Source organism: Paenibacillus radicis (ex Xue et al. 2023) (assembly GCF_024722015.1).
In the GTDB taxonomy this organism is placed as follows: Bacteria; Bacillota; Bacilli; order Paenibacillales; family NBRC-103111; genus Paenibacillus_S.
Window position 1 is genome coordinate 46760 of sequence record NZ_JANQBD010000008.1, and the last position, 23710, is coordinate 70469.

Consider the following 23710-nt stretch of genomic DNA (forward strand, 5'->3'; position numbering starts at 1 on the left):
GTACAAGCCCAATCTGAGTCATTCTCATCGAATTCATCTGAACCAATTAATTCTTTACGGCCCTACCCGCTCCTTTTTTCTTAGTTGATCCGGCCGGACTTGCATTCGCTGCCTGCTGGCTAGGCTGGTTTATTGGTTGGGTCCATTTGAAGCCATAGACATTGCACACTGTGGCCCCCCCCTGTGCCGAATGATCGACCTAAGATCGTTTCCTATAAGCAGTGGTATCCACCCAGATGCGTTCGATTAAGCTGCTCCCGGCATGGTTATACCGATGCGGGGAACACCGCCGGTGCGCCATATGGCGGCATCATCGGCGACGTTGAAGCATCGCTGCCAGTCCAAATCATGATCTTTGCACTCATGCCTGTTGTATCGGCGGGTAATGTGAAGCCTGTCAGAGAAAGGTCTTGTGAATCGCTGTAGCCGGCTACCGTGGCTGTTGCTTGTGAAGCATTCACCATATTGCCGCTGCTGTCGTAAAGCGCCAAGATGACAACATAATCTTGGGAGGTTGACGTTCCGTTGCGAAGGCTGACTTGAGCCGTTAGCTGTTGTCCCGGTGTAAGGGCTGTTGGGTTCACGTTACCGCCTGCCATAAAGCTGGAGGCAGCAAAATTTTTAGCAAAGTTAGACGGAGTCGTATAACCTGGATTTTGTGTAGAATTAGGTGTGAAATTAAATGTTGAAAGCGACAAAGGAACGCCGTGTACTGAAACATTTTCAAACCGGATGCGGTCGAAGCCGTAGATACCGGTATCCAGATTGGTTAAGCTTTCATTATTGACGAGATTGGGTTGGGTCATCGAGTTAAGGACTTTAATGTTTCTGAAGGTAATATCTTTAATATTTCCTCCACCCGTCTGGTTTGTATTATACGAAGTTTTAACGAACCACAGCTGGAATAATCTGCCGTCGGAATTATCGATAGTGAAATTTTCAAAGACATAATTGGAAAGCAATCCAATGCCTCCGTGGACAGAGTTAAAAATCCCCTTAGTCTGGTTGGTCATATTGCCCAGGATGTGTTCGCAGCGAATGATATCTACATTACTGACGTGATTGTTGGAGGTGGGAACAGATACATTCCATGTCAGCTGCATGGGCGCACCGTTTACTTCCTGCCAAATCACAATATTGTTAATGGTCATATTCGAAAAATATAACTTTATCGTATCATCATTGACTTTGAAGAAGCAGTTTTCAGCTGTGGAATTACCTCCTAAAAGCAAACCGTCCGTATTAAAAAACCATCCGATGACATTTACGTTTCTTACCTCATTATGATTGCCTGTAAAACGCATGTTGGTCCATGAGGAGTCGGAAATCGTAATCCCCTCAATCTTGAGGTTGGAATCACCGTCGTTAACAAATTGGATGGAATGCTGATACTTATGAGGATACTTGAGATCGCCGTTATATCCGGCGCCTGATAGTATTCCGCGTCCACGAATGGTTATATTGGTTTTATCCATTTCGTTAATATAACCGTGAACAAATGCCCCGCCTGCGATATACACGGTTTGTCCCGAGTTCACATGAAGCTGGCCGCTGGGCTGGCCCGCTGGGGTCAGCGTCGTGTCCAGAATTGGCCGCCCTAGACTGTCCACATTATTGGTAGTGGCACTATGGTATCCCGGACCAATGTAAATGACATTAGGATCGGTGGGTGATGGTACATCTTGCTCTAACTCATCTGCAAAAATAAGCAGAGGATTTTTAATGGATACTGCACCGGTGTTCTGATTCATGATTCCGTTCATTTCCACAGATAATTTCGCAGGATGATCGATCGTAAAGGTTACCGTATTCCCGCCTGGAGTGAAGGTTGGCGTAATGCCTAACCTGGCAGGCAAAATCTGGCACGTGTTAATGCCTTCGGGTAGTAGTGAGGTGACCGTTACCGTAACGGGTCCTGAAAAGGAAAAGGTACTCCATGAAGTATCGTCTTCGTAGATGGCAGAAGCACCGTCACCGCTTGCTCTATCATTTTTGGAATAATATACAAAGCTGTTTTGGACAGCTTCTCCGCTTTGACTGACACTCACCGTATAATTAGGGGAGGCTGTCATTTGTACAGGTACTTGTACTTGTGCTGAAGGATCGTTCGGGTTGTAAGTAACGACACTTGCGTGCACCGTTGTCTTGCCGAAACAAATAACTGCAACACAAAATAGGGTTAACGTGAAAAGGATTTGCGCCAAATTTCTCATAAAGTCACCTCTCTCGGTCTGATCGTTCCAATGCACGTGCTGGTCTGCTTCCTGCCAATGTTTCATTCACTGAGCTAACCGCAGGGGCTGGCGCACGTGCGGGTATTGTCATCGTAACGGCAGCGCTCGAGCCTATGGCCGGATCAACAACATGAGTTAAAGTTACGGTTCGACCGAACCAAGTCGTTGGTATAGCCAAATTTCCGGATGCATCGATCTGTAACGTAAGGTTATCATTGTAAACGGAGCTGTACACGGAGTTGTATACGGAACTGTAAACTGTATTCGGGCTAAGACCGGTAAGCTTCATGTCCGCCCAGTCAATAGACGGTACATATACTGGTATCGTCACTTCAGAAGTTTGGGTCCCGCCAAGTCCAAAGCTGTATTTGCCTGATGGGATGGATGCAGGTGTATAGCTAAAAGAAATCTCACCGGTTGGTGTTGTCGTGGTGATTTGATTGGCATAGTCAAGCTTACCTAGCGGATTCACTCCGCGGGCAGTAACTTCGACGCCGCTTCCAGAAGTTAGGTTACCGGTAAGCTTTATTTGACCTGAGGCCGTATCTACTGCTGCCATAGCATTGCTGATGGTTGCCATAGACGGCGAAGCGCCAGGGTCAAGTACCGAAACTATCACGGTGGGGTCAGATCCACCGCTCATATTCAGTGTAAAGGTAAGAAATGAGCCTGATGGGAAGCTGTTCAGATAGGCCGATGAAAACGTTACTATATTGTTTTCAAATGTATAATCTGTATTTGGATTCAACGGCGTTGAGCCATGAAGAACCGATAAGAGCGTGTTGCCGTTCGGGGTCAAAGTGACCGGTATATTCGTCAATACGTTTGCTTTACTATAGCTAAATGCCATATAATTTGTGGTCGCATCCCCGGAACCGGATACGGTAACGGTCTTCTCAGTCGTAACCGTGAGGTCTGAATTTAAGGCTGCTTGGACGGTGATGTTTCCTGGCGAAGCGGTACTGTCCACACTCAGCATACCGTTTGAATCCATCGTGACACCCGTTATGACAGCTGGAATAGTAGACCATGTCACGGACGGGGAGTTGTCAACGGCTCCCGAACCGCTCGTATAGGCGCTTGTATACTGGAATGTTGCGGTGTCTGAAGCAGGGATAAACACAGGGCTTGGACCGCTAATCGACAGACCTGCCGGAGTACTGACTTGTACGTTGTCTATATGGAATACATGTGCATTGACTGCTGTACTGTTAAAGGCAATGGAGCCTATACTTGACTGACTATTCAGCAGATAGGTATCATTGGCAAGCTCACCGGCGGATGTCATCAGCTTCACCGGATGCGGCGTAAGATCATTGCCGATGCTGGCAGATACTCGAACCTGCTTGTTGGTCATATCGATACTCAACATCAGATGAATCCATGTAGCAGGTATATTGGTATTCACTCCAAACACGGATTGTATAGCGGTATTCGTCTGATCTCTAAAGGCCGTGACGTCTGGACTTACTCTTGTTGCAGAAGGGGCTGACATGTTAAATCCCTTACCATTAGAGCCTTGAATGAGTATGTGAAAATTCTCGCTGCCATCCGAATTATACACGTAAAAATAATCCGCTACTTGAGCGCTTCTTTGGATGTCGAAGCTGATTACAGCCTCGCCTGATGTAATGGCAGCCGGTAACATTTTTTTGGCAGTGAAGCTTCCGCCAGCCGGATGAACCATACTTAACGCATGATTAGCTGCGTTATTACTCCCATCGGTAACCGTAGTGATACTCGCAGAAGGATTCCCCGTTATTGTCCAACCGCTATCGCCCACCGAAGTGGAACTTTCAAAATGATCGTTTATGGAATAGGTATTGGCGTTGACGGTAACCACAGCTGACATGAACATGCATAGGAACATCGCAAGCCATAAAGACTTTTTGAACATAAATTCGCCTCCTACTATAAAAAAGAAAAAAGCTTGAGAGGCGTCATGTAAGCATGCAGTAACGCCCCTCGGATGTTTCATTCAATCGCCGTCTGCAGCAACAACGGTTCCTGGCCACTTAGGCGACTGATCGAGATAGCCCTGCGGCACGTGGCGCTGTGCATCATAGCTTACCAATTGATCGCCGTTCAGCGCTTCGGTAAATCCATACGATTGATAATATTGCGCCATGGCTTCGCGGCATTGAAGGCACAGCTCAGGATGCTCCGCTGAGATATCCGTAAATTCCTCCGGATCGTTCTCCATATCGAACAAGTTATACTTGCCGCCATTAGTATGGTAAATAAATTTGTAATTGTCCCAGCGCAGCATCATCTTCATCACTCGGCCGCGGCCGACCTCAGCGAAGATGCGGTCCCGCAAAGGCCGGTCCGGGTCCGAAGCGGCAGCCAGCAGGTTTAATCCCGAAGAAGCTTCCGGTACGCTTCCGCCGGATGCGGCGATGAAGGAAGCGTAAATATCCTGAAGCAGCGCCAGCTGTTCCCTTCGTTCCCCCTGTGGCACCGACGCCGGCCAGCTGACAATAAGCGGCACTTTGGCTGACGCTTCATAGAACGTGCGTTTACCGTAGGAATAATGATCACCCAGCATCTCTCCGTGATCCGATGTAAATACGATGAGGGTATCGTCGATTAATCCGCACGACTCCAGTGTGTCGAGGATGCGCCCGATTTGCTTATCCACCTGCGATACGCTGCCATAATAGTAGGCCCGCATTTTCAATTCATCTTCCAACGTCAGGCTATCTATGCCGTTAACCTTGTAATCGTTCATCACGTCGATGGCGTAATCGTCGGGTGTACGTTCAAATTCCCTGCGAACAGGCAGCGGAACCTGCTCCAGCGCGTACATCGTATCGTACGGAACGCAAGGATCGAACGGAGGGTGAGGTTTAATGAAAGAAGAAAAGATGAAAAACGGCCGGTTTTGGTTTTGACGAATGACGCGGCACGTCGTATCCCCCGTCCAAGCGGTTGTATGCAAATGCTCCGGCAGCTCCGAAATTTGAGGAACGTAATACAGCTCGCTCCGTTTGCCGTGGGGTTCGGTCAGATGACCATACCCCTGCTCCCTTAAGAACTGCAAATACTCATCATCGGCAAAGTGGGAAGGAATTTCCTCCGATAGCAGCATGCGGTCAAAGCCGTAATGCTTTCTTTCCGGCTGAAAATGCATCTTCCCTACAGCGCATGTGAAATATCCCTGCTTACGAACGAGCTCGGGCAGTGGATGATCGATCTCCTTTGCCAAATTTTCATTTTTGAGCAAGCCCAATTCAAATGGATTGAGACCGGAAATCAGCCCATGACGGGCGGGGACGCAAACCGGCGTTTGGCTGTAAGCTTGATCGAAGCATATCCCCCTCCGGGCAAGCCGGTCGATGTTCGGCGTCTTCACGAGTGGATTACCGTAGCACCCCAGCGCATCAAAACGCAATTGGTCACACATAATGAGCAGTAAATTCGGCTTTTTGGTCATGTCATTACCTCCAAAACTCCCTTTATTTATGCTGGACGTGTCACAGTGTCACAGCCTTAGTCAGTCCGGCGTCAGACGCCGCCCTTTTGCAGAATCCCCACACGCCCTTCCCACTTCGGAAATTCCGCTTCATCCTGAAAGATGCCCTGCTTAATCCATTCCTTGCACTCAGGGTCCGTCAACGTTAGCGTATAATCCTCGCCATTGCTGCCGATCAGGCCCAGATCGCGCTTCGCTCTCAGCGAAACCGCTTCCGGATCGACAATCTCTCTCAGCAAAGCTTCAAATTGTTGGAGAAGCTCCCGGTAGCTTTCCTCCCCTGCCAGGTCCGTCATTTCCTGCGGGTCCTCCTCCAGGTTAAACAGCGATGGCCGGTCATTGACGTAGTAGGTAAATTTGTAGCCGTCCTTCACGAGCATATACCAATCCTGTTTAAAGAAATTGCCGTGATACTCGGAAAACGCGTAATCGTGCCTACCCTGCTGACGGCCGTCCTTGATTAGAGGAAGCCAGCTCATTCCCGGGCGGTCCGGCTCCGTCTCCAATCCTGCGATATCCATGAGCGTTGGATACAGATCAACCAAGGTGACCGGCTGATCGATGCGCTGCCTGCTTGGCAGCCCTGGACCTTTGACGATAAGAGGAACCCCGACAGAAGCGTCGTAGCTGCATTGTTTAAAGAAGAGCCCGTGCTCGCCAAGATTTTCGCCGTGGTCGGACATGTAGACGATATACGTGTTATCGTACAAATTTTGCGCTTTCAGTTCGGCAATAATTCTGCCGATATTGTCATCCAATGCAGTAATCATCCCGTAGTAGGAAGCAAGGAGGTTGCGCAGCACAGGTTCGGTGATTTCCCCGAGACCGAGAGCATTTTGCATATTGCGTACCTGCGGATGAAGCCGGTCGTTAGGAAAATGGGCGTCATGCGGCATGACCACGTTGTCAGGAAAATACTTTTCGTAATACGGCTTCGGCACTCTGTACGGCCAATGAGGGAACATGAGTCCGACGTACATGGCCCATGGCTTCTGTTCCTTGTTCTTCCCCTTGCGCTTTAAGTAATCGATTGCCCAATCGGTGACCACCCGGTCGTGATCGTAGAAGCCGAGATCCTTATCGTATCCCGTGTCGCCGTCCGTGATGATATCTTCGCGTATACCCGCATTGAGAATGGTCTTGCGCTTGTCAGCCCTTACATGGCCTTCGAGTCTGGAATACAGCGGTGTGGTCCGCGGATAAGGGGTAAACGCCGGACGTTTCTTGATAATCTTATACTCGCTGAATCCCCCATCCTGATAGTCACCGCAGAAATCCATCTTTCCGAACATCGCTGATGGAATTCCAGCCTGATCCAGCTTTCGCGACCATGTCATTTCCTCGCGGTCCAGAGGGCAGCCGAGAAACCAGCTGTCGATTTGATTCGGATATTTGCCTGTAACAAAGCTCATTCTGCTTGGCGTACATACAGGGCAGTTGCTGTAAGCTCTGCTGAAGTAAGTCCCCTCTGCAGCCAATTGATCGAGATTCGGCGTCTGAATATACGGATGTCCGCGGTATCCCATGATCAGAGGATGATGCTGGTCGCTGCAAATGACTACAATATTAGGTTGGCTCATAGGTCGATGCCCCTTTCAAGGTTGATCCTATACTCGTAAGCGAAAAGCTTCGGTAATGGGTATGACTGCCTTCCGCATTCGAAAACCCGATCATGCCGTTCAAATAAGGACGGTCGTCATCGGAATAGTCGATGACCGGTGTGCCATTCACCGATACTTGGAATCGATTGCCTTCAGTCCTCACAGATAAGGTGGAAGCGATTCCTAATTTCCAATCATAATGGCTCTCGGACAACACCCGGTATCCGTTATCGTTCTTATACAGCACCAGCTTGCCTTCCGGGGCAAATCCTACCGCATAGGAGCGAATGCCTCCCTGCACGCGAAAATTGATCCGATGGTGTTCCCCCAGCTGTGGAACGACAACCGTCTCAAACGCATAATCCTCCCAATCGAGCCTGCCGGTATAGCTTTCCGCCGTCTCACCGAAATAGCTTCCGCTCAATTCGCCGTTCTCCAGCGTCCAGATGCCTCGCAAATAAGTCATTTGGCTGACTTCGATATGCAAGCCATTCCACTTTTCGAGCGTCTCTTGAGCAAAATCGATAGCATAATCCGGCTTCCCGCCAAAAATTACGTCATCGATATAACAGACGAGACTCGGTCCTTTGGCGCCCTTACCATCCATCGGAATGAACTCGATCCCCGCCTGCTCCAGGCAGCAATTGTTCAATCGGGGAATTTGGAATGCAAGCCGAATCCATTGGCCGGCGCTCAATAAGACTGTGTCACCGTAGTGTCGCGTGCCGCTGTTCCCATCCTTGACATACAGTCGAGCCGTCACACGCTGGTTTGTGGAACCGGGCAGCATGACTTGGGCTTCCACCGATTGGCCGGGGTATAAAATAGGCGAGAAGCTCGGGTCATAACGGCTGTCATTGAAATCATCGGGGCGGTAATACGTTTGATGATACACCCGATAAGCGCAACCTCCTTGAACGCAGTCAAAAAGCACCTTTAAGGACCTTTCGCCGGAAGCGGCAAACTGATCCGTGTTCACGATCCGTCCCGTCAATGGCAGTGGGTCGTTGTGCTCCAGGCGGAACGCATGCGTGGAACCGGGGTACTCGAAGTGGAACCTCATGCTCTTCTCCGCGAAGATCGCAGACCAGCGCTCCGGAGCCTCCTCGCCCGCAAGCTTGTAGCCAAGTCTGGCGATATAGGTGGCGCACCATGGAATATCCAGTATATTCAGCGACCCAATGACGCTTGAGCAGCACAGGAAGTCATTAATAGGCTTCCGCCACTTGTCATCGATGGCTTCAATCCCCCCGCGTACTCCCATAATGGTAGCCACGTTGGCAACGTTACAATCCGTATCCCAGCCGCACATATTGCAAATGTTGATCGTCCTGGAAAAGTCGCCTTCACCGTACAGCAGCGATAAAATCATAACGGCCGAGTTTGGTATAATGTGACAGTGTCCGGGGTACTTGTCGTAGCCGTAATGAGCCTTGACGAATTGAAACGCTTCCCGCCAAGCGTGCGGGCTCGCCTTATAAAAGGCGATGACGTCGCGTGTCACTCGCGCATATTCGCAATCCGCAGGGATATGCGCCAGCCCCGTCTCGATGATTCGCTCGATATCCCGCTCAACAAAAGCGGAGGCGATGCAGGCAGCTATGAACATCCCGCCGAATTTGCCGTTCCCATCGTGCGACACCGAAGCGATTTTCTCCGCAAAGTGCGCCGCCATTTGGGGATTTCCAGGGGCGATCAGTCCCCAGCAGTCGATAAAAATCTGCCCGCCGATCTGTTCGGCGACAGCGATTCCGTTTTGTTCGATGGACCCGGAACGCGGGGCCATGATGCCGTTTTTCAAATTAAGGTAGGCGGTATGCTCGGTTGATTTCCCGTAGCCCCCCCACCAATAAAAGCCGTGGCCGTCCGGGGCGTAATTCAGCCAGGTCAGCCCCATTTGCTCCGCAGTAATCTCCGTTCCACATACGTAATCCTCTAGCGCTCGCAGGAAAAATATCGGACCGTTCGTATCGTCGTCCGCTGCAAAATTTTTAAATTCATGCAAATATTCCGTAATTTCGCCGAACGTCCGCTCGATCCGGTCATATGTCCAGTTCTCGATGTTTCCGCCGTGCCTGACGCCGATCACCTTGGCCAGCCAACTGGCATACACTCTTTCTACGTAATCGTTTGGTATGGTCATGAATCACTTCACCTTCGCTCGTTAGATTTGGGGAAACGCGGGTTCGACCACCGCCATGCGGTAAGCCCTACCTCTGTTTGACGGTGGATTCCCTGACAATCAGCCGGGGCTCCAAGGTGATTCTCTCAAAGGCTCGAGCCTCATCATCAATACGGAGCAGCAGCCTCTCTACTGCAATACGCCCCATTTCCGCCACTAAATTGGAAACCGAACTCACTTTAGGTCTGGTTAAATTACACCATGGGATATTATCGATTCCCACTACAGCGACATCCTCCGGTACGCGCAGCCCCAGATCGATCAGACCTTGAACGACACCGATGGCCACAAGATCATTGGCTGCGAACACCGCATCGGGGATTTCGTTCAAATTGTAAAAATAACGGGCTGCTTCGAGGCCGGTATCGATGGCCAGTCTTTCCCCGGTATAAACTAAAGCGCTGTCGAACTCCATAAAATGGGAGGCAAGCGACTGCTCGTAGGCTGCATAGCGGGCTCCGCGGTGTACCGTCATGTTACCGGCGTAAGCAATGCGCCTTCTGCCGATGCGGATCAGATGATCCATCGCCATGTATCCTTCGTTTTCTCTCAGCCCCACCGTATCTGCCGGCATATCGTCCTCGTAATTTCCGATCAGGGTAACGGGAACGTTCGCTTTTTTTATAATCTTGCTTAACGTTTTCGGATGGCTGATCGACAGCAGGACGATCCCGTCCACATGCATATCGCTTGCTTCCTTGATGACTGCCAGCTCCTCGGACGGGTTGCCGTAATGATTGATCAGCACTAAGCGAAAGTTGTTTTGCTTCGCCACTTGTTCGGCGCCCCACGCAAGCTCCGGATAATACGGGTTGCGAATATCGTCAATGGCGAGCGCAATTTGGCGGCGCAGCTTGGTCTTCAAGCTTCGCGCCACAATATTTGGCGTAAAGCCAAGCTCTTCAATCACCCGGTTCACCTTTAACCTTGTAACCGGTTTTACCCCGGGGGCGTTGTTAATAATTCGAGAAACGGTAGATTTGGCAACCCCCGCCGTCCTGGCGACGTCATCAATGGTTACCTTGGGTCTAGTTTCCAATGTCATTCCCCCTCCCGAACCCGCTTTGGAATCGATTCGATTTTCATATTCATGATGATGGAGCTATCCCTTGACCGAGCCCATCAGCATCCCTTTGTTGAAATATTTTTGCATAAATGGATAGCCGACCAATAGCGGTAACGCGGTCAAAACAATCGCAGCCATCTTCACTGCCGGACTGTACTGAAAGGTTGTTGCCATAGTCTCCATGCTGCCGTTAGCTTCGTTCATCATTTGCCGCAGGAATACCTGCAAGGGCCATTTATCCGAATCGTTCAAATACATGACGGCATTGAAGTAGGCGTTCCAGTTCTGCACCGCATAGAAGAGCGTAAACGTAGCTACCGCCGGTAAAGAAAGCGGCAGGATCACTTGCCAGAACAGCCGCAGTTCACCGCAGCCGTCGATACGGGCGGATTCTTCCAGCTCTATCGGTATATTCTGAAAAAAACTGCGCATGACGATCAAATGAAACGGCGCGATCGCTCCTGATAAGAAAAGCGCCCAATAGCTGTTCAGCAGATGCAAGCTTTTGACAACCAGATAAGTCGGGATAATTCCTCCCCCGAATAGCATGGTGAACAGCACCATGAAATTGAGCACCCGCCTTCCGCCCAGCCATGGCTTGGAAAGCCCATAGGCCATGAGAGAGGTCAGCGTCATGTTCACTGTCGTGCCGACGAGCGTGATATATACCGCATTGTTGAACGATATAATGAATTGCTCGCTGTTCATCAGATAGCCGTACGCATTGATCGTCCATTGATGAGGGATCAGAAAAAATCCGCGGGTAACGATCTCTTCTCTCGGCGCGAACGAGGTCAGCACCACATATAGAAAAGGAAATATCACGGATATCAGGCTGATCACCAATATTCCCCTGGATAAGAAGGTAAACATGAGATCTTTATCGCGGATATGAAAGCCCATCATCCTAGTACACCCCCTCATGACCGAACGCTTTGGCCAAACGGTTGGCCAAGACGATCAACAGCAGCCCGATCACCGATTTAAATATGCCTACCGCCGTGGAATAGCTGAAATTGCCCTGCAGTACGCCATTGCGGTATACATACGTATCGAACACGTCCGCCACATCCAGATTAACCGGATTTTGTAGCAGCAGAATGTGTTCGAAGCCAAGATCCATGATCTGCCCCAGACGCAAAATAAATAGGATGACAATCGTCGATTTTAACGCCGGCAGCGTTATATGCCATACCTGTTTCCAGCGGTTTGCCCCGTCTACGACGGCCGCCTCATAGAGTGTCGGATCTACGGCCGCAAGGGCAGCCAGAAAAATAATGGCATTCCAGCCGCTTTCTTTCCAAATATTTTGGGCCACATACACGCCTCGAAAATAATCCGAGCTCGTCAGCCATTCGATTCGCTCATACCCCATATCCGCAAGCAAATTGTTGATCGCGCCGTCCTGCGTGGCAAGCAGCAGCACCGTGATACTGGCGACAACGACCCAGGATAAAAAGTGCGGCATATAAATAACGGTCTGCACGATCCTTCGGAACCATGACTTCCTTACCTCGTTCAACAGAATGGCGAACAAGATCGGTGCGGGAAAAAACAAAAACAAATTCAGCGCGCTCAGCATCAGCGTATTGCGGAGCAGCGTCCAAAAGTCCGCGTCCGTAAACAACCGCTGGAAATGGTCCAGACCGACCCAGGGACTTTCAATAAAGCCCGAAAACGGATCATATTCCTGAAATGCAATCACCAATCCGCCCATCGGAATGTATTTGAAGATAACAAAGTATAAAAAACCCGGGAAAATCATCAAGTATAGAGGAATGCCGCGTTTCCAATTCACCCGCCGAATCCTGTTCGTTACAACGGGGACATATGCTTGGGAGGCTGCACTGGTTTGTTTTACGCTTCTCATTTCATCTACCTCTGAACTATGTCATGTTATTGCTGAGATTTCTGATAGGCTTCGTTATATTCCTGGGCAATCTTGTCGCCGCCGTCCTTCTTCCACTGTTCCACAGCTTGATCCAAAGAATCGATCGGCTGCTCGCCCATAATGACTTTGATTAAAGCGGTCATAAATTTCTGATCAATGGTCGCTCCGCTTTTGACATCGGTCGGTGATTCCAGTCCAGCCGCTACATTCGTCCATTTGAACGGTTCGCTATTTTTGAACCATTGATTGACGTCGTCAGCCGTCTTTTTATCGTCCCAGAGACGAATTTGCGTATTAAGGTCGAATCGGCGCAAATACCATGCTGAAATCAGGATCGGACGGTCCTTATCGAATGCATCCAGCTTCGTATATTTGTCGCCGTCTTTTTTATAGTGGACTCCTTCTATCCCGTTCTTCGTCAAGATATTCCCTTCATCGGACACCAGATAATCAAACAGCTTCAATAGTCTTTCTTGTTTCTTCGGATCAATCTTGGAATTAATAACGATTCTTTGGGTTATTGAATTTGTCGATGTTCCTTGCAGTCCCGTAGGCCCTTTAGGCGGCAGGAGCTGAACGGTTTCCGCTTTGGGATCAATTTTCTTCACATTCGGTACAATGGTCTGATATAACACATTCGGCACGACATCATCGATACCGACTTTGCCCGCCTCGTATTTGTCCTGCGGGTCCTTCACCTTATTGATGGCAAAATCTTTGTCCATCACGCCCTCTGTATACGCTTTGTTCATAAAGGCGGCAAAGTCCTTCAGCTCTTTATTCTGCGTATGCCAGCTGATCAGCTTGCCATCCTTCAACCCCCAAATATTGACGAGGCCGAATGCCGCCTTAATCGGATCGATATGCTTGAAGTCCGTTTTATTCGGTGCCAGCGAAACCGAGAAACCGTACGTATCGTTCTTCCCGTTTCCGTCAGGGTCCTGCTTGGCGAATGCTTTGGTGACGTCGTAAAATTCATCGACCGTCGTCGGCATTTTGAGTCCGAGCTTATCCAGCCAGTCTTTTCGAATGCCGAACGAAGTCTGGGTTTCGATCTGATAATAAGGAAAGCTGTAATACTTGCCCTTCGGGCTCATAAACTGCAGCTGTTCTTCTCCGCCTAGTTGTTTGGCCAAGTTCGGATATTTGCTGAGAAACGGTTTGACATCAAGAAACACACCTTTATCCCGCCATTTCAAAAAGTCATCTTTCATAAGCAGGAACGAATCCGGAAAATCCCCTGAGGCGGCCAGCACGTTCATCTTCTCTTTATAGTTATCCTGTGAAACCCACTGGAACTTAAGATCCACATTAAATTTCTTATTGAGATAATCGATCATCGGATTGCTGGTCGGCCATCCCCCTCCTTCGTAGCTGATTGCCATAATATTCAGTTCCAGCTTATCCTTCAGATCATCCGTGGTGCTTTGATCGGCTGCTGCTTTACCCGCTTCCGGGCTTGCCGTTGTGCCGCTGGAGCATCCTGCAACCGCCCCTGTCGCGAACAGAACAGCTAAAGTGATTGGAATCCACTGCTTCATTTTTAATACGCCTCCAGTAAATTGAAATATAAAATATGAATCCCCCCGCTGGCTGCCTCCTTCTCATTCCGCTGCCGATGGCTAAGGCGAAAAGAACTGCATACAGAGTGTTTCTATCGAGAGGTCAAATCTCCATGGAACAAAGCTGCAACATTGGAACCGGTTCGATTTTAATCTATGTAGCATCTTCCTTTTCGATGCCGAAACGCAAAAAAGGAGACTACGCAAATTAAACATGCGTGTCTCCGGTGATCCGGTCAACAAGGATATGTAGATAGCTTATAATTCCAATCCAGTTACTGTGTTTTATTGTAACGAGTTCTCTTTAAACCGTCAATAGTTTTTTTGGCGTCTATGCGATGGGTGTTTGGGTGTGAAAAAGCGGGGCTTGAAGGAGAAGACGACTTCAAGCTAGGCTCCTGGGAAAGGAGCGATCCGCACCGACGAGAGCATTGGCCGCGCCGCGTTCATTTCAATCCAGCCGCTATTAGAATTGGTGAAGGCCTGTTATATAATAACCGCATTAATAAATTTATCTATGATCATTTTTCTATAAAGATGTATTGGCGTTCCATTAACTCAAAACTATCACCTAATTTAAAGGTAGAAAGTTTTATCGTCATTGTAAGCTCGTCGTTTCTCGCTTCTTGTTCTTCTTCAACCCAACAAGAGTATAACTCAAACTTTGTGTGTTCATTGCCAATTTCCCGTAGTAAATCGAATAGAGTAGTGACACATTTAACGCATGCTTTATAATCTTCAGGTAGTTGTTCCTTCATCATAGGACTGAAGTAAAACTTACCCCAATTAGGGGCAATTCCATAAACATGCGGTTGAGAAGGTTGAGAAAAGTGTCTTCTGATCGCTTCGAATTCCTGCCCCAACTCGTAGATATATATCCCTGCCGCATCCTCCATAGAATCATATACCGCAGTCTCCTCTTCGTTGATCGAAGATAGATCAAAGATATCCTCTAACGAGGTTGCCCCATCAGGTAACTCATATGATAGGAATCGAAAAGCTTTTGGTGGCAATTCCCCACTTCGATCTAAACTCGATTTCTTTTCCCCTCTCGCACCTAACGGCAAAGGATCACTTGATGCGATGTAATAAAAGCGACTCAACACTTTCGCCTCCTTGAAGCCCCCGATGTGGGGATAACATAGAATCTAATGTAAGAATTAACCCGGATTGAGCATACCATGGTTTTCTTTTAGCTTTGTCAATATATATGATTGATAGAGCTAAAGTTCTCCGTTAGTACAGCGTTTCTACCAAACAGATAATCTTGTTCGCCCGTCATTTTCGTCAGTAATAAACTGAACATCATCATATCCATTCCTTATTGCGTTTTGATACAGGCATTCTAGTATGTCTTTATTTTTACAGTAAATCGTGACATAGGCACAATCAACGACTAAAAGTACAAGTTGACAGTCGCTAATTAAAAAATCCTCATACGTCCCAATATCTATTACATTCTTGTCTTTCGGATAAGCTTTTAAATTTGCAAATATTACATAATACTTATTATTTTCTACAATGCCTTTAAACAGTAAGCCGTCCATACCGTTTATCTCTTCAGGAAAAAGTGACTCCCCTAACGTATTGTCATCCACGAAATATGACTCCTCGTCTCCAATATACCAATTGAATGCTGTCACATCGAAAGGCTCCAACATCTCTCCAAGAAAACTTCCGTACTCATTTGGAATCTCGAAACAAATTCCTCTCTTCATAATATACCACACCTTAACTATTCAACTATTGTTTCTTTTAACTCTGAAAATGCACTATGTATTTGTTCGGTAAAACTACCCCAAAACCCCCGATGTAAACCAATAAATACATAATCTCCTGCAACTACTGCCTTTTTAATAACAAAATTTTGTAACAAATTATGGATAGCAATATTATAGAACGTATGTTCCTTATGGTGAATAGCAGATACAACAAGAATGTTACACTGGATCTCCCTAACGAAACTTTTTTATTAAACTTCCAATTATCGTAACTAGGCTGCCGCTCGAAGTTATTAAGCTATCGTTCCCCGTCGAGTAAATTTTGCATCAATATTTTATCGAGATGGCCAATGCTATCCTCTTTTATTAAAAAGTCATTTTTGCTAAAATCGGCACATAAAATTCTTTGCTATTTTTAAATAGCCAAAGAGGCTGCCCCAGGTCCTACCAACCTTGCGGGACAGCCTCCATAACCATGCAAACACCTATTCACAACAAATCTTACAGTTTATAACTTTCTTTTTTACAATTTCTTAAGGATTCTAAAGATGATTACCGCTGTTTCCGCTCTTGTAGCATTTCCGAGAGGATTGAGGCCAGCTCCATTTCCTTCTACAATCCCTTGATGCACCATGGAAGCCACACCTTCTTCAGCGTAAGAAGCAACAGATCCTTTATCGCTATAGCTGGCAAGATCCGAGGTATTTCCTGTAAGCTTGAGCTTCTCTGATAATTGAAGCGCTCTTGCACACAGTACCATCATGTCTTGTCTGGAGATTTCTTGTTTTGGATTAAAGAGGTTATCCCCTACTCCAGTGGCAATACCAAGTTGTTTAGCAATACCTAGAGGCTGGTAATAATAGTCACTACTGCTCACATCGTTGAAATTAGAGCTAAACTCAGCTTTCATATCAAGCGCTCTAACCAACAAGGTGATAAAATCAGCTCTTGTTATTTTTTTATCCGGATCAAAGGTGGTGTCAGATGTGCCTTGAATGATCCCCTTTGAAGCTAGTAACTCAATCGCTTCTTTTGCCCATGAATAATTTGTGCTCACATCGGTGAATTTTTTACCTTCAGAAGATGGCTGTGTGCTAGGATTCGTCGATGGTTTCGATGGTGCTGCTTCTGTTGGTGTCGTTTCTGTCGATGGCGTTGGTACTGTAGGCGTCGCAGGTGTTGTCGTGCCCCCCCCAGAGCTTCCACTCGACTTTTTGTTGGAATGAAGCGTTACACTTACCTGAACGGATTTCGCGCTCTCTCCATACGCATTATCAGCAGTAACTGCATAATAATAGGTCAACCCGATAGAAACGCCTGTATCCAAGAAATTTAAATTCTTGATTTTAGAAGCGATTAATTCGTAATTCCCGTCACTTCTTGCGGATCGATATACATTATATCCAGTCGCCTCAGTTACTGCATTCCACGTTAAGCTAACCTGATTATTCCCTGCGGTTGCAGTTGCGGTAAGTCCCGATGGAGCTGTAGGAGCTTGACCTTGTGGTGGTACAACCGGTGCCCAGTTTGCATAAACCACCAGACCACTGCTGCTAACTGGTGTACTGCTTGTAAACTGAGTTCCTAATCCATCTGGACTTGTAGACCATCCTGCAAAAGCATAACCAGGTCTACTCACAACAGGCAATATTTGGGTTACAAAAGCATTAGCCCTAGCTTCATCATAATACGCCGGAAGGGATTTGCCTTTTATTGTACTATCGTCAAAGGCACCACCATTAGCATCAAATGTGACATCACCTACATGTGTATGGTCTTTAGCAAGAGAAGTAAGCTTTAAGAAATCCCCAAATAGTAGATTGGATGAATAAGTTCCCGACGGAACCTCATTCTTCACATTTTTATCTCTTTCAAACACTGACGGTGCTGCTGTCTGATAACCAACCGGCATTGTTAAGCTAACAAAGAAATTATCTGAAGCTTTACGGCCTATATCGTTTGTTGATGTTTTCGTAGTTCCATCCCATAAATATATTGAATGGGGATTGTTTGTATACTGCTTTCTGCCATCGGTTTTTACAATAGCCGAATCTTTCATTGACTCAATAACATCACTCGTAGTTACAGTAGAAGCAGTGTCCTTGCGATATGAGTAGAAACCATTTATGACATATCCGCGTACTGGGACATTACTATAGCTTACAAAGTTAATATTAGCTCCCTTATTGTCGAAGGATACGTTATTTGTTGCAATCAACGTCGGATTTGAGTTAGATGTGAAGCCCGCACTTTTATTTCCAAAAGCTATTGAGTTAGAAATGGAGTGTGCGACCGGAACGCCTTCACCACCAAGCTTGAATCCGTTTCCATCTCCCCCGTCTGTATCCGGGTACGATAAGGTATGCCCGTTAGCATAGGCAATACAGAAGTCCAAAATAGAGGGACCTATGGGAACACTCTTAGCATATAAGTCCCATCCGTCGTCAATATTATGGTGCGCTACATCTCCAATAAATCTGTTATTACTTCCGCTGGTCAGCTTGGCAGCAAACCCGTCAGCATCGTTTTCGGATGCATCCCTGTTGTCATATGCTTCACAGTTTAATATAACATTTCGTGAAGGCCAATATGCCAGTGAAGGCTGTGTGGCTGCATCTCCACGTGAAATCTGTATACCTGCATTTGTTGAGCCGTGCTGACTAATCATTTCAATAATATTGTCATTACCGCTGATAGATACACTTCCGCCTGCGACTTCAAAGTTTTTCACGTGCCAGAAGTTTGCCTGGACAGCGAGAGATGTAGCTTTAACTCCAGCCTGTCCTATAACCTTTTTATAGGCCTTCGCTGTACCGTCATTGTAACGCGGGAGAGTTAACCCACCGTAATTACCCGACAAAAGGTAAATGGTCCCGCCTGGGGCCAGCTTTGATACCGCATCTGTAAAAGTAGTAGGCGCTGCTGAGGTCTGCCCATTTCCTCCCCCTGCAGGTGAGACATAAAGCGTGTCAAAGCCCTGTACTACAGATACCGGAATTGGTGAAACGATTCTGTCATAACTAGAATATTGTTTAGAAGTACTTGGGAAGAACTCTACAATAATACCATTTGTAGAACCTACACCGCTTAGTTTCACCGGCTGAGTCATTGGAACATTAGCCTTAACTTCCTGCGACGCAACGAGATTACTGTTCAAATAAATATTAGCTGTACCTTCCGCAGTGGAGGTATAAACCAAGTTATAGTCTGAGGATGTAGTGCTGGCAGCCGAGCGAACTGTTATCGCAGGAGTAACAGCTGCCTGAGCGATAATCGGACCTGGTATATCAGCTGCTGATGATGTTACTGATAATTCTATGTTGGAGAACTCTATATGAGCGCTACGTGCTGTAAAGAATCCAACATAAATGTAATCCGGATCATAATAGTCCAGCGGGATGTCGTTCTCTTTTGAGTAGGTCTTCACATTCGTACCTTGTTTAATGGTTGCAGACCAGATATTATTCTTACGCTCAATAGTAATAGTAGATGTATTACCAGTACCTGTCTTCCCTGATCTATCAAACGGACTAAGAGTGACGTTATCGGTTGGCATGTTCTGGTTAGTAGCAGTAGCTCCTTCGATATATTCCGTCCGATTGTCACGGTAGAGAGCATTCCAGGAAGTACTGCCCCTCGCACCGGCCATAAACATGGAAGACGACCAAACGCTTGTATCGCCATCTGTTGCAATTCGGTCACGTGCCATAAGTCCAAAGGCTTCCTGACCATAAATGGCAGTTACTCCATCCGGATTACTGAACGTAATAACTTTTACATCCGCGGTCAGCTTAAAGTTATCATCCTTACTTAGTCTTTGATAATAATAATTTATACCGTCATGTCCGTCAGCGACCTTACCTGCGCCGTTTTTAGTTTCAAGATCTATAGTAGTACCAGGTGAAATGGTTCCGTCATTAGCTTTCGGAGTTACGGTATACACGTTATTAGGTCCCTTACCAGCGGACTGACCGAATGTAACCTGCTTCCAGCCTTTTGTATAATCCTGCGCCACCCTCACAGAAACCGGTACAGTACCAGTTACGCCTTGGTATGAACCAATTCCCTGAAGAGTGATATTGTACAGGCCTGCTTTACTCATATCTACCGCCGTTGTAACAGCATTGTAGTCGGCTCCGGCTGCAAGCACCGAGCCGTAGGTGCCATCGTTATTTTGCGCTTTGACAACCAGACCGGTGAGATCTATAGTATCACCAATGTTGTAGGTTGTTTTAGGATAGGCAGTAGCAACAAGCTTTGATTTAGCAACACTGATTATATTGAAGTCTACATCAATGCTCTTTCCTGCATAGGATAAAGTTACTTTGCTTGTGCCGGCATTCTTTACGAAATCTGTACTTGGGGTAGTGTAACTGACAGTATAGCCAGCCCCATTTCCAGTATCCGTAGGTATTATTTTCTTTGTACCATCAGATAAAACCGCTTTGACAATAATACCTGAGAGGAGCTTTTTAGTTGCAGCTGCAGTGCCTGAAGCGTCAAATGATGTATCACCTACATAATAAGAAGCTTTTAATGGCGGTTGAGAAATCTCTAGACTATTTACGGTAAGATCCTTAACTTCCACATCGAAGGTTACCGTCAACGGATTAACACCACCGGTATTAGCCCCACTTCTTGTAGCAGTGATTGTTTTCTTTCCAGGTGTATCGAAGGCAGGTACGTTTAAAGTGTAATTTCCTTGCGCCGAACCTTCGTTCATTACTGGCTGCATGCCTGAGGCATTATTGGACCTTATTTCAAGTCCGGTTCTATCAAATGCCTCTCCAACAGCATAAGTATTTTTCAGAGGTGGAATGGAAACATACATGTTAACACTATAGTCATATCTAACTGTATAAGTTAATATTGCAGATACCCCACGATAATAAACTGTTGCACTTTTGTTTGTGCCTACAGCAAGATTATCATATCCGGAGATAAAGTAGTCAGTAGAAGGTGCTGCGTAGTATGTTGCATCTGAAACCGTGTTGTATTTAACCACCATATCCGACCAGTCAGGTGTTGTATTCTGTATGAAAGATGCTGCTGCTGGAGGTGTAATAGTAAGACTCGCAGGAGTTGTTGAATCGGTCAACTCCTCAAATGTAAGGCCTTTAAATGTTGCTGTTGCAGTACGAGAAGTAAATGCCCCCACATATAGGTCCTTTCCTGAACTATTTGGGAGGCCTATAGTAGAAACCATTGTTGCTGAATCCTTTTTATTTCCGGAAGAAACATAAACAGTATAGCTATTGCCAACCTTGACAATCTCGACCCTATAATCTACACCTGTTTTCATATTAATGGTTGACCCCCTTGCAAATGAGGCACCCCTGTAAACAGCCGGATTAGCTGAATTATTATCTCCGGATACTGAACCTGTAGTACTGAATTGGAGCCATCCACCCATCAACATCTTTGATGCACCATCATAAGGTGGTGTAGCACTAGCCCCAAATGCGTCACGTATCATTAAGCCTGCTGCACTCTGATTACTCAAGCTTATATCGCTAACGTTCATAATTGCTGAAATACGGAAATTTTTAGAGCTGTCTACCGTCGTATAGTAATAATTAATACCATCCGATGCACTTTGAATCTTGCCTTTGTCATTCAATGAAGAAAGTGTAATATTACCAGTATTTTGATCAATTGCAAGAGTATTATTGGGATTGTAAACAGAGCTAGTAACACTACCTGCATCTTTACCAGAATTCTCAACACTTTGGCCAAAAACCATACTTGTCCATTTTACTAGTGAAGCCACCGTTTGAGTAGCAGCAAGGCTGAATAACCTACTTGCCACTCCGCCACTTCTTGCAGTCACAGTGAATATCTTCATTCCTGTAACAGCAGCTTTTTCTAGGTCAACATCCAATGGATTGTCCGGACGAACTATTACTGCGATTTCAGACGAGGAAACATCCGGCATTGCTGGGACATTGACTGTGAATTCGGAATTAGCCGTTATCGGCTGTGATTCCACCGCCATGCCGGCTAAACCGCCGACTGATACGGTCAAAGAACCGCCCATATCACTGGTTACGCCAAAGGAGAAGGAACCTCCTTTGACAAATGTGTTGCCACCAGAAATGGTGATATTCGGTTGCGGATGTCCGCTTAGTGCGCCCGTACCAGCAAATACGGGAACTTGTATAAGCGATACGATCATTACCAGTACTAATAGTAGCGCCATACTTCTTTTTAGTTTCATTTGACAACCTCCTTCAAGAAAGCGTTTTCACATTATAGTAACATAAAATCCATGATAGTCAATGGAAAATTGGAGCTTTGAAATGATTAATCATCTGGTATCGCAAGTAAATAAGTTTACTAAGAAACTGCAGGATGCATGACAGGAATGTCATACCTTGTGGTTTCTTTTATAAGATTCGCTTCTGCTGCCAGAAGTAGAGTATAGTAGGAATAGTTGAAAATATATTCTAGGAGGCTATAGTCATGTCACAGGAAATTTGGATTAACCTGCCGGTCAAAGATGTTGAGAGGTCAACTGCTTTTTTCAATGAGATTGGATTCCATGCAGTGAGCTTTGGTATCGAGAGAGCCAAGCTTGCCATAGGACAAACAACGATTCTACTGTTCCCGGATGCGGCGTTTGAGAAATTTACAGGTTCAAAAACCGCAGATACTTCCCATAGCGCAGAAGTAATATTTTCCATTGGTGCGAAAAGCAGAGAAGAAGTAGATGCGTTTATTAAAAAAGTAGAGTTTGCCGGAGGAAGTATCTTTGGCAAGCCGAGCGAAATTGACGGCTGGATGTACGGCGCAGGATTTGCCGACCTGGACGGTCACCGCTGGAACCTGCTGTACATGGATGAGAGCAAAATGCCGAAACGCTAATATGGAAACGCCGGTCACCTGCTTAAGGTCACCGGCGTTTTTTACACCCCGTATAATCTCATATCTGTCATTCAAATCAAAATCTGGGTGAGCAGCCTATCATCACCATAAATCATGGCGATTCTTCCATGATTTTGCTCATTCCTGCGTGTGAAGAGCAAGTTCTCCTAGGCTTGAAAATATTTAAATTAATCTGCGCTTGCGGTAATATGCTCCCACTTTTCATATTCCTCCAGCATGGAATTGAGCTGAGTGCGAGCCATTACGAGTCCCATGCTCCCCAAAGCCAGTCTTCTTGGCGGATTGTCTGTGCCGGCAATATCGGCGACCGCAGACATTGCTTTTTCTACATCGCCGTAAGGCGCGGTTTTGGCAAGCTCATTGTACCAATCATAAGCCGCTTGATAATCGGGTATATCGCTTTTAACTTCTTGCGTATTTCCTTGAAAGCCTGTTTTGAAGCCTGCCGGCTCGACAAGCGTGATATTGATCCCGAGTTCCTTCACTTCGGCAGCCAGACCTTCGCTAAGATTTTCAAGAGCCGCTTTTGAACTGCAATAGATAGGCAAGGTCGGCAAGCTTTGTACGCCACCCATAGATGATATATTGATAATATGTCCGGAACGATTTTTCCTCATTTGCGGAAGCACAGCTTGAATCGTACCCATGACGCCAAATACATTCGTTTCATATTGCCAGCGAGCTTGTTCGACTGTTACTTCTTCAAAAACGCCCGCCTGAGCGTATCCCGCATTATTGAGCAAAACATCAATTCGCCCATATTGACTCGTTACCGTGTGGACAACCTGATGAACCATTTCCTGATTCGTTATATCTAATGCCAGCACCTGAATGTTAGGGTATTGATCAAATGCAGGACCGGCTTTCTGCGGATCTCGCATGGTTGCTACTACATTCCAATGACGCTTGGCGAATTGAAGGGCCAATTCCTTGCCGAAGCCTGTTGACGTGCCAGTAATTAAAATCGTTTTACTCATCTGTATTGCCTCCCGATAGTGTTTTGAGCGTCGCTCGAGAATGATCTTAAATCTTAAAGTCGACTTTAAGTCAAGTGCTAGTTTATAGAAAAAAATCATTCTTTTACAATACGCCT

Annotated in this window: 14 protein-coding genes; 1 reads left to right on the plus strand and 13 read right to left on the minus strand. The window is 46.6% G+C overall.

From position 1 onward, the window contains the following. Nucleotides 1–266: 266 nt before the first annotated feature. The 12 genes from NV381_RS12365 to NV381_RS12420 form a co-directional block, all read right to left on the minus strand. On the minus strand, nt 267–2213 hold the full coding sequence (locus NV381_RS12365; protein WP_258213597.1) for a hypothetical protein: 1947 nt from the start codon (nt 2211–2213) through the stop codon (nt 267–269). A 4-nt stretch (nt 2214–2217) separates the two neighbouring features. Further along, nucleotides 2218–4131: a X2-like carbohydrate binding domain-containing protein gene (locus NV381_RS12370; RefSeq protein WP_258213598.1), complete on the minus strand. Its 1914-nt coding sequence runs from the start codon at nt 4129–4131 to the stop codon at nt 2218–2220. Between the two features lie 81 nt (nt 4132–4212). Next, nucleotides 4213–5670, minus strand: coding sequence for a sulfatase-like hydrolase/transferase (locus NV381_RS12375; RefSeq protein ID WP_258213599.1), 1458 nt, complete (start codon nt 5668–5670; stop codon nt 4213–4215). Between the two features lie 71 nt (nt 5671–5741). Further along, nucleotides 5742–7289 carry a sulfatase-like hydrolase/transferase gene (locus tag NV381_RS12380; protein ID WP_258213600.1) on the minus strand — a complete coding sequence of 516 codons (1548 nt, stop codon included), beginning with the start codon at nt 7287–7289 and terminating at the stop codon, nt 5742–5744. After that, on the minus strand, nt 7276–9453 hold the full coding sequence (locus NV381_RS12385; protein ID WP_258213601.1) for an ADP-ribosylglycohydrolase family protein: 2178 nt from the start codon (nt 9451–9453) through the stop codon (nt 7276–7278). The genes NV381_RS12380 and NV381_RS12385 overlap by 14 nt, the downstream gene beginning before the upstream one ends. Nucleotides 9454–9520: 67 nt before the next feature. Further along, on the minus strand, nt 9521–10537 hold the full coding sequence (locus tag NV381_RS12390) for a LacI family DNA-binding transcriptional regulator (protein WP_419182263.1): 1017 nt from the start codon (nt 10535–10537) through the stop codon (nt 9521–9523). Between the two features lie 57 nt (nt 10538–10594). Beyond that, on the minus strand, nt 10595–11464 hold the full coding sequence (locus NV381_RS12395) for a carbohydrate ABC transporter permease (protein WP_258213603.1): 870 nt from the start codon (nt 11462–11464) through the stop codon (nt 10595–10597). Nucleotide 11465: 1 nt separating this feature from the next. Further along, on the minus strand, nt 11466–12428 hold the full coding sequence (locus NV381_RS12400) for an ABC transporter permease (RefSeq protein ID WP_258213604.1): 963 nt from the start codon (nt 12426–12428) through the stop codon (nt 11466–11468). A gap of 26 nt (nt 12429–12454) precedes the next feature. Beyond that, nucleotides 12455–13990 carry an extracellular solute-binding protein gene (locus tag NV381_RS12405; RefSeq protein WP_258213605.1) on the minus strand — a complete coding sequence of 512 codons (1536 nt, stop codon included), beginning with the start codon at nt 13988–13990 and terminating at the stop codon, nt 12455–12457. Nucleotides 13991–14532: 542 nt separating this feature from the next. Further along, nucleotides 14533–15114, minus strand: coding sequence for a hypothetical protein (locus tag NV381_RS12410; RefSeq protein WP_258213606.1), 582 nt, complete (start codon nt 15112–15114; stop codon nt 14533–14535). Between the two features lie 147 nt (nt 15115–15261). Next, nucleotides 15262–15729 carry a DUF2691 family protein gene (locus tag NV381_RS12415; protein WP_258213607.1) on the minus strand — a complete coding sequence of 156 codons (468 nt, stop codon included), beginning with the start codon at nt 15727–15729 and terminating at the stop codon, nt 15262–15264. 526 nt (nt 15730–16255) lie between these two features. After that, nucleotides 16256–21949 carry an S-layer homology domain-containing protein gene (locus tag NV381_RS12420; RefSeq protein ID WP_258213608.1) on the minus strand — a complete coding sequence of 1898 codons (5694 nt, stop codon included), beginning with the start codon at nt 21947–21949 and terminating at the stop codon, nt 16256–16258. A 245-nt stretch (nt 21950–22194) separates the two neighbouring features. Here NV381_RS12420 and NV381_RS12425 point away from each other — a divergent pair, with 245 nt between their 5' ends. Further along, a complete protein-coding gene (locus tag NV381_RS12425; protein ID WP_258213609.1) occupies nt 22195–22596 on the plus strand; it encodes a VOC family protein in 402 nt (133 codons plus the stop codon). Nucleotides 22597–22784: 188 nt separating this feature from the next. On the opposite strand, the gene NV381_RS12430 is transcribed toward NV381_RS12425, so the two are convergent. Beyond that, nucleotides 22785–23594, minus strand: coding sequence for an SDR family NAD(P)-dependent oxidoreductase (locus NV381_RS12430; RefSeq protein ID WP_258213610.1), 810 nt, complete (start codon nt 23592–23594; stop codon nt 22785–22787). Between the last annotated feature and the right edge of the window lie 116 nt (nt 23595–23710).

Excerpts from the sequence above, each read along its gene's own strand:
- NV381_RS12395 (WP_258213603.1), bottom strand. The coding sequence starts at position 11,464 with ATGATGGGCTTTCATATCCGCGATAAAGATCTCATGTTTACCTTCTTA.
- NV381_RS12385 (WP_258213601.1), bottom strand. The coding sequence starts at position 9,453 with ATGACCATACCAAACGATTACGTAGAAAGAGTGTATGCCAGTTGGCTG.
- NV381_RS12430 (WP_258213610.1), bottom strand. The coding sequence starts at position 23,594 with ATGAGTAAAACGATTTTAATTACTGGCACGTCAACAGGCTTCGGCAAG.
- NV381_RS12425 (WP_258213609.1), top strand. The coding sequence starts at position 22,195 with ATGTCACAGGAAATTTGGATTAACCTGCCGGTCAAAGATGTTGAGAGG.
- NV381_RS12375 (WP_258213599.1), bottom strand. The coding sequence starts at position 5,670 with ATGACCAAAAAGCCGAATTTACTGCTCATTATGTGTGACCAATTGCGT.
- NV381_RS12400 (WP_258213604.1), bottom strand. The coding sequence starts at position 12,428 with ATGAGAAGCGTAAAACAAACCAGTGCAGCCTCCCAAGCATATGTCCCC.
- NV381_RS12405 (WP_258213605.1), bottom strand. The coding sequence starts at position 13,990 with ATGAAGCAGTGGATTCCAATCACTTTAGCTGTTCTGTTCGCGACAGGG.
- NV381_RS12420 (WP_258213608.1), bottom strand. The coding sequence starts at position 21,949 with ATGAAACTAAAAAGAAGTATGGCGCTACTATTAGTACTGGTAATGATC.
- NV381_RS12380 (WP_258213600.1), bottom strand. The coding sequence starts at position 7,289 with ATGAGCCAACCTAATATTGTAGTCATTTGCAGCGACCAGCATCATCCT.
- NV381_RS12365 (WP_258213597.1), bottom strand. The coding sequence starts at position 2,213 with ATGAGAAATTTGGCGCAAATCCTTTTCACGTTAACCCTATTTTGTGTT.
- NV381_RS12415 (WP_258213607.1), bottom strand. The coding sequence starts at position 15,729 with ATGAAGAGAGGAATTTGTTTCGAGATTCCAAATGAGTACGGAAGTTTT.
- NV381_RS12370 (WP_258213598.1), bottom strand. The coding sequence starts at position 4,131 with ATGTTCAAAAAGTCTTTATGGCTTGCGATGTTCCTATGCATGTTCATG.
- NV381_RS12390 (WP_419182263.1), bottom strand. The coding sequence starts at position 10,537 with ATGACATTGGAAACTAGACCCAAGGTAACCATTGATGACGTCGCCAGG.